The organism is Streptomyces capitiformicae, assembly GCF_002214185.1.
Taxonomy (GTDB): Bacteria; Actinomycetota; Actinomycetes; order Streptomycetales; family Streptomycetaceae; genus Streptomyces; species Streptomyces capitiformicae.
Map to the genome: position 1 here is coordinate 6,072,763 of NZ_CP022161.1, position 10,625 is coordinate 6,083,387.

At 70.4% G+C, this 10,625-nt stretch carries 8 protein-coding genes and 1 pseudogene; 3 read left to right on the forward strand and 6 right to left on the reverse strand.

The window, feature by feature from the left end; translation table 11 throughout:
- Positions 1–264 precede the first annotated feature (264 nt).
- Entirely contained in the window at positions 265–684 is a 420-nt protein-coding gene (locus tag CES90_RS27020; RefSeq protein WP_189786658.1) for an SseB family protein, read from the forward strand.
- Positions 685–702: 18 nt separating this feature from the next.
- On the opposite strand, the gene CES90_RS27025 is transcribed toward CES90_RS27020, so the two are convergent.
- The 5 genes and pseudogenes from CES90_RS27025 to CES90_RS27045 all read right to left on the reverse strand — a co-directional run.
- On the reverse strand, positions 703–1,104 hold the full coding sequence (locus tag CES90_RS27025; RefSeq protein WP_189786657.1) for a MarR family winged helix-turn-helix transcriptional regulator: 402 nt from the start codon (positions 1,102–1,104) through the stop codon (positions 703–705).
- 96 nt (positions 1,105–1,200) lie between these two features.
- Entirely contained in the window at positions 1,201–1,554 is a 354-nt protein-coding gene (locus CES90_RS27030; RefSeq protein WP_189786656.1) for a VOC family protein, read from the reverse strand.
- A 112-nt stretch (positions 1,555–1,666) separates the two neighbouring features.
- Positions 1,667–3,904 (reverse strand): 1,4-alpha-glucan branching enzyme, encoded by a 2,238-nt coding sequence (gene glgB, locus CES90_RS27035; RefSeq protein WP_189786655.1) that lies wholly within the window; start codon positions 3,902–3,904, stop codon positions 1,667–1,669.
- A gap of 4 nt (positions 3,905–3,908) precedes the next feature.
- The gene (locus tag CES90_RS27040) at positions 3,909–5,291 is read right to left on the reverse strand and encodes a maltokinase N-terminal cap-like domain-containing protein (protein WP_189786654.1); all 1,383 of its coding nucleotides are present in this window, start codon (positions 5,289–5,291) and stop codon (positions 3,909–3,911) included.
- Positions 5,292–5,320: 29 nt separating this feature from the next.
- A pseudogene (locus CES90_RS27045) lies at positions 5,321–5,980 on the reverse strand (alpha-glucosidase C-terminal domain-containing protein); the annotation flags it as partial.
- Between the two features lie 371 nt (positions 5,981–6,351).
- On the opposite strand from CES90_RS27045, the gene CES90_RS27050 reads away from it, so the two are divergent.
- Positions 6,352–7,116, forward strand: coding sequence for a L,D-transpeptidase family protein (locus tag CES90_RS27050; protein ID WP_189786791.1), 765 nt, complete (start codon positions 6,352–6,354; stop codon positions 7,114–7,116).
- A 726-nt stretch (positions 7,117–7,842) separates the two neighbouring features.
- Here the strand turns inward: CES90_RS27050 and CES90_RS27055 are convergent.
- Positions 7,843–8,049 (reverse strand): hypothetical protein, encoded by a 207-nt coding sequence (locus CES90_RS27055; RefSeq protein WP_189786790.1) that lies wholly within the window; start codon positions 8,047–8,049, stop codon positions 7,843–7,845.
- A 127-nt stretch (positions 8,050–8,176) separates the two neighbouring features.
- On the opposite strand from CES90_RS27055, the gene CES90_RS27060 reads away from it, so the two are divergent.
- Entirely contained in the window at positions 8,177–10,339 is a 2,163-nt protein-coding gene (locus CES90_RS27060; RefSeq protein WP_189786789.1) for a helix-turn-helix domain-containing protein, read from the forward strand.
- The last annotated feature ends 286 nt before the right edge of the window (positions 10,340–10,625 follow it).

Genomic DNA, 10,625 nt, shown 5'->3' on the forward strand with positions numbered 1-10,625 from the left:
TCGCCCCGCCGCCCCTACAGGTGGGGGGCTGGTCGCGCAGTTCCCCGCGCCCCTGAAAAGCACGGGGTGCGCCCAGGCTTTCAGGGGCACGGGGCAGCATCGATGTGCGGCTCCGCCGCGGGGCGCGACCAGCCTCACTCACCCGCACCCATCAGACAACTGACGGCACAGGAATGGCCTCGCCCTGATCGGGTACGCGATCGGCGTTGCGCCCAAGACGGATCTTGTCCTGGGCGGCCCGTCCGCCACTACCAGGGATCTTTCATGGACATACCATCGAATAACCACGACGCCGCCCGGGCCGCCTCGCCGGCCCAGCAGGCGTTGACCGCACTCGCCCTCGACACCGGCGACACGGCCGCGCTGGACACCCTGGCCGGCAGTGACGTCCTGGTGCCCGTACCGGACGACGCCGACGAGGCGGCCGTGAACGATCCGACGGCCGTGGCGCTGCCCGTCCTGGAGCAGCCGGGCGGCGAACAGGTCGTACCGGTCTTCACCTCGGAACCGGCGATGGCCGAGCTGCTGCCGTTCGTGTCCCGCTACCGACTGGTGCCACTGGGTGCCCTCGCCTCCCAGTGGCCGGACAGCGACCTGTCCCTCACCATCGACGCCGGCTCACCGCACGGCCTGACGCTCGACGCGCACGACGTGGGCACCCTGCTGGGGCGGCGCGGGATCTGACCTGCGCCGACCCGGTGATCACCCCCGCTGCAGCATGCGGGCCAGGACCTCGCGCTGCAGCGGCAGCACCTCGGCGTGCAGGTCGCGGCCCTTCGCGGTGAGGGTGACATACACGCCGCGCCGGTCCTCCGCGCAGACCGACCGCTCCACCAGGCCGTCCTTCTCCAGCCGCCCGATCAGCCGGGACAGTGCGCTCTGGCTGAGATGGACCTTCTCGGCGATGTTCTGCACCCGGCAGAGATCACCGGCGTCCGCGGCGGCGGCCATGCCTGACGCGAGGATGTCGAGCACCTCGAAGTCGCTGGCGCCGAGGCCGTGCGGATGCAGCACCCGGTCGATCTCGCACATCGTCCGGGCGTGTACCGACAGGATGTCCCGCCACTGCTCCTCGAGCCGGGCACCGGCCGTGTTCGCTGCCATATGTGCACGGTAACAGAGGACGGGACGGTCGTTTCCCGTGCAACTAGTGCAGGCGCATCCACCGTAACCAGTGCAGGCGCATCCACTGTCCGCGCACTACTCGGCGGCGGTGTCCTGGAGCAGCCCGATCAGGTTCCCGTCCGTGTCCTTCGCCGAGGCGATCAGCCGACCGCCGCCGACGTCGTGGACGTCCTCCAGCGTCTCCGCCCCCGCCGTGAGCAGCGCCGCCAGCGTCGACCGGATGTCGGCGACGTGCCAGTACGGCACCGGACCCGTCATGCCCTTCGCGTGACCGTTGGGGTCCAGGCCCACGTCCTGCCCGGCGTCCTTGAACCCGACGTAGTACGGGGTGTCCGCGTAGGGTTCGACCTCCAGCAGGGCGCTGAACAGGGCCTTCGCCTGGGCGAGGTCCTTGACGGGGTAGATGATGGTCTTCAGTCCGGCGGTCATGGCGTACTCCTCCGTGAGTTTTTTCCGGCTGTTCGGGATCTGTCGACCACGCTAGGGCGGGAGAGAGGCGGGCGGCTTCTCCGATCCTGACCGGTCGCCTTCGCACCGCGGCTCATGCGGGCCGGAGCCAGGTGGTGGCGAGCGGGGGCAGCGTGAGGCGGATGCTCGCGGGGCGGCCGTCACAGGGGTGGGACTCGCTCTTCACCGGCTCGGGGTTCGTCACGTCGCCACCGCCGTAACGGGCGGCGTCCGTGTTCAGCACCTCGTGCCACACCGGGATGCCCTCGGGCACCCCGAGGCGGTAGTCCTCGCGGACCACGGGACTGAGATGGGACACGGCCAGCAGTGGGGTGCCGTCCGCGTCGTAGCGCAGGAACGCGAAGACGTTGTCCTCGGCCGCGTCCCCGCGCACCCACTGGAAGCCGCCCGGATCGCTGTCCCGTTGCCAGAGAGCGGGCGTGCGCCGGTAGACGGTGTTGAGGTCGCGGACGAGGTCCTGGACGCCCCGGTGGTCGGCTTCGACGCAGTACGCGGGATCGAGCAGCCACCACTCCGGGCCCTGTCCCTCGGACCACTCCGCCCCCTGGGCGAACTCCTGCCCCATGAAGAGGAGTTGCTTGCCGGGATGGGCCCACATGAACCCCAGATAGGCACGGTGATTCGCCCGCCGCTGCCACCAGTCGCCCGGCATCTTCGACACCAGCGCCTGTTTCCCGTGTACCACCTCGTCGTGGGAGATGGGCAGGACGTAGTTCTCGCTGTAGGCGTACACCATCGAGAACGTCATCTCGTTGTGGTGGTACTTGCGGTGCACCGGCTCGTGTTCCATGTAGCCGAGCGAGTCGTGCATCCAGCCCATGTTCCACTTCAGCCCGAAGCCCAGCCCGCCGCTGTCGGTGGGCCGGGTCACGCCGTTCCACGCCGTGGACTCCTCCGCGATGGTCACCACGCCCGGCGCCCGCCGGTACACCGTCGCGTTCATCTCCTGGAGGAAGGAGACCGCGCCCAGGTCCTCCCGCCCGCCGAACGCATTGGGAGCCCACTGACCGGGGTCACGCGAGTAGTCGAGGTAGAGCATCGACGCCACCGCGTCCACCCGCAGGCCGTCGACGTGGAACTCCTCGCACCAGTAGACGGCGTTCGCCACAAGGAAGTTGCGGACCTCGGTGCGCCCGTAGTCGAACTCGTACGTCCCCCAGTCCGGGTGCTCGGCACGCCGTGAGTCCCCGGGCTCGTACAGGGGGTCCCCGTCGAAGCGGGCCAGCGCCCAGTCGTCCTTGGGGAAATGGGCCGGCACCCAGTCCATGATCACGCCGATGCCGGCCCGGTGCAGGGAGTCGATGAGATACCGGAGGTCGTCGGGGGTGCCGAGCCGGGCGGTGGGCGCGTAGAACCCGGTGACCTGGTAACCCCAGGAGCCGCTGAACGGATGCTGGGCCACCGGCATGAACTCGACATGCGTGAAGCCGAGGTCCTTCACGTACGCCGGGAGCCGCTCGGCGAGTTGACGATACGTCAGACCTGGTCGCCAGGACGGCAGATGGACCTCGTACACCGAGAACGGCGCCTCGTGCACCGGGGTGTCCCCGCGTCTCGCCATCCACTCCTCGTCGCCCCATCGGTAGTGCGAGGCCGTCACCACGGAGGCCGTCGCGGGCGGCACTTCGGCGCGGCGGGCCATCGGGTCGGCCTTGAGGAAGCGGCCGCCGTAGCGGGAGGTGATCTCGAACTTGTACCGGGCCTCCTCGCCGACGCCGGGCAGGAACAGCTCCCACACCCCGGACGAACCGAGTGAGCGCATCGGGAACGCCGTACCGTCCCAGCAGCCGAAGTCCCCGGCGACACGTACCCCTTGCGCGTTCGGCGCCCACACCGTGAAGCGGGTACCGGTGACGCCCTGGTGGCACATCGGCTCGGCGCCGAGGGCCTTCCAGAGCTGTTCGTGGCGGCCCTCGCGGATGAGGTGGAGGTCGAACTCGCCGAGCGCGGGCAGGAAGCGGTACGGGTCGTGGACCTCGTGGTCGGCGTCCTCGTACGAGACGAGCAGCGTGTACTCGGGGATGGCGTCGAGCGGCAGTACGCCGGAGAAGAGGCCGTCTCCCTCCGCGGTGAGGTAACTGCGCTCACCGTCGATCACGACGCGCACCGCGTGGGCGTACGGGCGCAGTGCCCGGAAGGCGATCCCGCCCGGCACGGGGTGGGCACCGAGCAGTGCGTGCGGGTCGTGGTGGGCGCCGGCCAGCAGGCGCCCGCGGTCGGTGGGGGAGAGGGGAGGCGCTTTTGCGCAGGAGCCGGGCGGGCGCGGTGGCGGACCGGCCGCCTCGGGGGGAAGGGTGTCGCGCAGTGCCACGGTTTCAGCCTCCTCGTACGGCGAGACGTTCGATCGCCGCCATCGGTACGGGCAGCCAGTCGGGCCGGTGCCGCGCTTCGTACAGAACCTCGTAGACCGCCCGGTCCGTCTCGTAGGCGCGCAGCAGACCGTGCTTCTCACGCGGGTCCCAGTCGGCCCGGGCGGCATAGCCCGCGCAGTAGGCCTCCCGGCAACGGCGTGCCCACTCCGGGCGCCAGGGGTGGCGCTGCCGGGCCGCGTAGTCGAAGGAGCGCAGCATTCCGGCGATGTCCCGCACCGGGGACTGGGTACCGCACCGCTCGGAGAGCGAACGGGACGGCTCGCCCTCGAAGTCGATGACGAACCACTCCCGGTCCGCCCGCAGCACCTGCCCCAGGTGCAGATCGCCGTGGACGCGCTGGGCGGGCGGCCCGACATCGCAGGACAGCAGCGCGCGGAAGGCGGTGCGCAGACCGGGGACGAACGGCTGGAGCGACGGTACGCAGCGGGCGGCGGCCTCCAGCCGCTCGGTCATCGCCGCCGCCGTCCGCGCGTTCTCGTCATGGGGCCCGACGGGGAAGGCCGACGCCAGCGCGAGATGCACCTCCGCGGTGGCCTGCCCCAGCTCGCGGGCCTCGGCGGTGAAGCCGTGGCCGGCGGCGAGCGCGCCCAGCGCCAGCGTCCAGCCGTCCGACGCGTCGGGCAGGAACGGCTGCAGCACACCGAGCGTCGCCGCGAACGGATCCGTCGTCCGGAACCAGGCCACCGGAGCCGGCACCCGACCACAGCCCTGCCCCGCCAGCGCGCCCGGCACCTCCAGATCGGGATTGACCCCGGGCTGGATGCGCCGGAACACCTTCAGGATGAAGGCGTCGCCGTACACCAGCGAGGAGTTGGACTGCTCGGCGTCCAGCAGCCGCGGCGCCAGCCCGGCGGGCACCCGTACGGACGGATCCGCCTCGAAGCGCAGCGGGCCCGCCGTGCCGGGATGCCGCAGCCGCTCCAGGAGCAACTGCGCCGACCGGGCGTCGTACAGCGCGTCGTACACCGTCAGACCGGCCAGCGGGCCGTCGTGCGCCTGCCCGATGAGGGCCCGGCCGAGGCGCGGGGGCAGCTGTTCGCGTACTCCGAGCAGCAGCTGGTAGCAGTCGCCGGAGGCGGGAGCGCCACCGGGCGCGGGCACCCCGCAGAGACCGGCATGGCTCGGGTGACCGGTGTAGACGAGCAGGTGCAGACAGCCCGGGGACAGCTCCTTCATGGACAACAGGGCGAGGTCCGTGACGGGCCGGTCCTTTCCGGCGAACCAGCGTTGCCGCGGCAGCCACTCACGCAGCAACCCGGCGAGCGAGGTCATCAGGTCGGCGGCGACCCCGTCGCTGGTCGGCCGGAGCAATGCGGTCTTCGGCATGGTGACGCGTCCTTTCGCCGGCCCACGCTTCAACGCCCTCGGGCAGCGCGGGAGAGGACTCGGGAGAGCCGGAACCAGTAGAAGCCGTGGCCCGCGAGGGTGAGGAGATAGGGCAGCTCGCCGATGGCCGGGAAGCGCACGCCGCCGATGAGTTCGACGGGGTGGCGTCCGTCGTAGGCGCGCAGGTCGAGTTCGGTGGGCTGGGCGAAACGGGAGAAGTTGTGGACGCACAGCACCAGGTCGTCCTCGTACTCCCGGAGATAGGCCAGCACGGCGGGGTTGGACGACTGCAGTTCCGTGTACGCCCCGAGGCCGAAGGCCGGGTTCTGTTTCCGGATCTCGATCATGCGGCGGGTCCAGTGCAGCAGCGACGAGGGCGAGGACATCGACGCCTCGACGTTCGTGACCTGGTAGCCGTGGACGGGGTCCATGATGGTCGGCAGGTAGAGGCGCCCGGGGTCGCAGGTGGAGAAGCCGGCGTTGCGGTCCGGGGTCCACTGCATGGGGGTGCGTACGGCGTCGCGGTCGCCGAGCCAGATGTTGTCGCCCATGCCGATCTCGTCGCCGTAGTACAGGATCGGTGAACCCGGCAGCGACAGCAGCAGGGCCGTGAAGAGTTCGATCTGGTTGCGGTCGTTGTCGAGGAGTGGGGCGAGGCGGCGGCGGATGCCGATGTTGGCGCGCATACGAGTGAGTTGCGCACGCGTCACACCACAGTCCTACCGGACCGGCACTCATCCCGGGTTTGATCACAACTGAAGACAGGCTCTAGTTCCCCCGCCAGTGCGGCACGTGACGAGGCGGAGTACCGCACACCGAGCGCGGGGCAAGGAAGGGCCCTTTCAGGGCCCTTCCTTGCCCCATGTCGGTCTCTCAGGAGATCTCCCGCCCTTCGGTCGATACTCACGGTCAGCTCCTCGACTCGATGCGGGCGAGGCCCGGTGCAGGCGCAGAGTGATCTCTCTCCCCCCACTCACACGGGTTGAACGGTGACTGCTCACCCTCGCTCTCACCAGTGCGATGTCCCAGCCCACGGCAAGCTCTCGAACTGAGGACCCACATGTCCTTGTGTACAAGACGGCTCCCGGCCGTAGCCTTGGTGATCGCCGCCGACGTGCTCCTCAGCGGCTGCACCGGCGGCCGCGCGCCTGCGGCGCCGCACAACTCCGCGAACGCTGAGGCCCATGCAGGCAGCCCCGGACGGCCCGCGCCCCAGCCGCAGATCGTCCGGCCGATGGAAATACCCGCGCTCGGCCCCAAGACCCGCGCTCAGCTCACGACCAGCAACCGGCAGGCGGTCGTGGTGACCGGCGACAACCGGAACTCCAACCAGGCCACCGTCATGCTGTACGAGCGAGACGCTGCCCAGGCTTGGCATGCCGTCTCGGGCCCCTGGCGCGCACACAACGCTCTGCTCGGCTGGACCGACGACCACCGCCAGGGCGACCTGCGCTCCCCGATCGGCGTGTTCGGCCTCACAGACGCGGGCGGGCGGCTGCCCGATCCTGGCACAAGACTTCCCTACGAACAGGAGTCCGCGTTCACCGCTAGCGGCACCGGCTTCGAGGGAGAACCGCTCACCGGAGCCTTCGACTATGTGGTAGCCATCAACTACAACCGCACGCCTCGCACCACCCCACGGGACCAGACTCGGCCGCTCGGCGCGGACAAGGGCGGCGGCATCTGGATCCATGTAGACCACGGCGGCCCGACACAGGGCTGCATCTCACTGCCGAAAGGCCGGATGAAGGAACTACTGCGCTGGCTAGACCCAACGAAGAAGCCAGTCGTGGCCATGGGACACGAAACCGCCCTGGCAAAGTGAGCGACGAATCCTTGCCCTGCCCCGAGCCTGCGGCCGCCGCCTACTGCGACACCTGCCAGAGCGGCGTCTTTTACACCCTCACCGCGAGCATCGCCAACCACAGCTCCCAGGCGGTCTACGACTGCCGCCTGTCGTTCCCACTACCCGGCGTCCCTGTGGACTTCCAGCCGATCCGGCACCTCCTTAGCGTTCAGCTACTTCCGCCCGCTGACCAGCCCGGCAGTCACCCGGCACCACCCCGATCAGAGGGTTCCGCTGCAGGTCACCAGCTACCCTGGTGTCCCATAGCAGCCTGGACTTCGAGCCCGCGGAATCCGGCAGGGCCCCCACCGAGTGGGTCACCGGCCTCGTGATGAAAACCCCCACCCTAAATAGGACGGCACGCCGACTCCGGATGCAGGGCCGGGCCCGGCGGCCACCAGCGAACTGCTCGTCTGCGACGTGTTGACGCGTACCACCTGGACTCGTGGGAGTACGCGCGCACCTCCGACGCCCTGATGCTGCGACCTGTGGCCGAGTGGTAGGACCGGTTGCCACGCCCCTAACAGATCGGCCCGGCAGGCAGGCAGGCAGGCAGGCAGGCAGGCAGATGATCATGCCTGCCGACGCCAGCCATCAACTGCCCGCACCAAGCGGGATGTCGCCCCATAAGCCGTCCGCGACGGCTTATGGGCCTCGGGCTCCTGTTGTCCTGTGGCGGTAGCTGGAGGCTCGGGCTCCGCGTGGCTACCGGCCGGTCAGGGCGGCCAGCGCCGCGGTCGCGGCAGCCACCACCGTCAGCGTGGCCGCGAGCGCCGCCCCCGCCCGGGTCACGGCCGCCGGGTAGGAAGCGCCGTCCCGGCGGGCCAGGTAGCCGGCCCCGGCAGCGATCATCGAGGCCGCTACCAGGACCAGGCCCACGCCCAGCACGATTACGGCCATCTCGTTGGTCACGGTGTATCAGTCCTTCACGTCGAGGGGAGTTGATGCAGCCGACTCTCGTCAAGGACGTGTGCGCCGTGGTGCGCTCGCACGAAGATGAACACTGACGTACACCAGCACTGCGGGGGGACGGCGCACCATGGACACCGGGGACACGAGCGCGGCGGAGTCCGGGCCCGCTGAGGCGCTCGCCGAGCTGCGCCGTCGACTGGCCGACGGCCTCGCCCACCGAGGGCTGGACCAGACCCAGGTTGCTCGCGCCACCGGGCTGAGCCGCGGCACCGTCAACCGCGCCCTGAGCGCGAACGCCGCCCCGCCCTCCAAATCCACCGTCAGTGCCCTTGCCCGTGCGCTGGGCATGGATCCGCAGCCGCTGCTGGACCTCCTCACCGCCTCCGCCGGGGGAGGCGGTGACCGCCTGAGCAGGTCGCTGGGGCGGCCGGTCGCAGAGTGGGACCCTCTCGACCTCGAGGTCCGCCCTGCCGCCGTCCCACACACAACGGCGGGCGAGGCTCCGGGCGCGCCCGGGATGCTGCCCGGCTATGTGTGCCGCCCGCACGACGAGGCGCTGGCCCGGCTGGTGGCAGACGCGGCGGCCGGGCGCAGCCGGATGGCGGTGCTCGTCGGCTCCTCCTCCACCGGCAAGACGCGTGCCTGCTGGGAGGCCGTCCAGCCGCTGGCCGCCGCAGGGTGGCGGCTGTGGCAACCCGTCGATCCCACGCGCGCAGAGGCGGCTCTGGACGAGCTGGCACGGGTCGGTCCGCAGACGGTGGTGTGGCTGGACGAAGCCCAGCACTACCTCGGTGCCGGTAGGGGGCGCGGTGAACGCGTGGCCGCTGCCCTGACCACCCTGCTCACCGACCCGTCACGAGGCCCGGTCCTCGTTCTGGGCACGCTGTGGAACGAGTACGCTGGCGCCTTTACCGCCCTGCCGCACCCTGGCCAGCACGATGCGCACCCGAACGTGCGGGCGTTGCTCGCCCATCGGCGTATCAGGGTCCCCGAGAAGTTCGACACGGTCGCGCTCGGCGCCGCGCAGGCGCTCGCCGAGGCCGGCGACCGGCAACTCGCCGCCGCCCTCGAGCGAGCAGAAGACGGGCGTCTGGCGCAGGAGCTGGCTGGAGGGCCCGAGCTGCTGCACCGGTATTACACCGCTTCTCCCCCTGCCCGTGCGATCCTGGAGGCCGCCATGGACGCCCGCCGCCTCGGCGTAGGCCTCCACCTCCCCCTGGCCTTCCTCGAAGCGGCAGTCGAGGACTACCTCACCGACAGCGAGCTCGACGCCCTGGACGACAACTGGCTCGAGCAGGCCCTGGCCGAACTCGGGCAGCCGGTCCACGGCAAGCTCGCGCCCCTGCGCCGTGTCCGGCCGCGCCGCGCCCCTCGCGCCCCCGGCACACCTGCTCCTGCCGTGGAACGGCCCGGACCGGTGTATCGGCTGGCGGACTACCTCGAGCAGCATGGCCGCCACGAACGGAGCCTGCTGTGCCCGCCGGCCTCGTTCTGGCAGGCCGCCGCCGATCACCTCACCTACATCCCTGACGAGCTCGCCCGTCTGTCGCGGGCCGCGCTGGACCGGCTCCGCCTTGGCTGGGCGTTCCATCTGCTCATGCAAGCCGTATGCGGCGATGGCAGCGACAGCGCCCAGGAGGTGGTGGTGCTCGCTCACTACAGGGCAGCGGCGAGCGGAGAGAGCGCTGGCGAGGCTGTCGTCCAGAAGGCCGCCGGTGCCGGCCATCGTTGGGCTCTTCAGGCTCTCGGCGTTGCCGCCGATCCCGGAGCGGAAGGCGGCGTTGTTGGCATCAGCGATGCAGGCGGCAACTCGCTCATCGACCTCGCCGAACGTGCCATGGCCGCTGGAGATCTACTTGTTGCCGAGGATCTCGCCTTGAGCGTCGCCAGTACTGGCGATCCGCAGGGGGCCCGGCTGCTCGCCCGGCTGCAGGAGGAATCCGGCAGACTGCCGGATCCGTCGCCTCGGTCCCAAGAGCCTCTCAGCCTGGCCGACACTGAGTTCCTGCGCCGCGCGCTCCTGCGTGCCGAAGAGGAGAGACATCAAGATCCGGAAACCCTCGCCGCCCGAGCCCTCGAAATGGGAAACCCCCAGGCACTCCTGAGGCTCGCCGAGCTCGTGTACGAGGGCGGCGATGCTGCGACAGCCCGCGATTTCATCCACCGGGCAGCCGACGCAGGCGCCACCGCGATGCTCTCTTACCTCCTTACGAAGGCTCTGTACGCGCAGGTCACGTCCTGGTGGCCGTACGGGCTCGACCCGGACGGCACACCGTCCGCACCCTGGTGAGCCACATTGGCGGGCATCCCTGGGCTCGTTGAGGCCTCAACGGGCCTGTGCAATGGTGGACGGCGGGCGCGGTCGGTGGAGTGGTCGAGAGCTGCTCGAACAGCGGCCGCGCGGGTGCTCATCTCGGCCCGGTCGGCGGCGCGGTGCATGGTGTTGGCGTCCTTGAGGATCTGGCGGGCCATGGCGACGAGTTCGGCGTCCCCCGATGGAGAACAGCAGCCCGTTGATCGCCTGGCGGGCTATGCCGCGCACGCGTTGCCCTTCGATGCGTGCGGCCTTGTGCTCG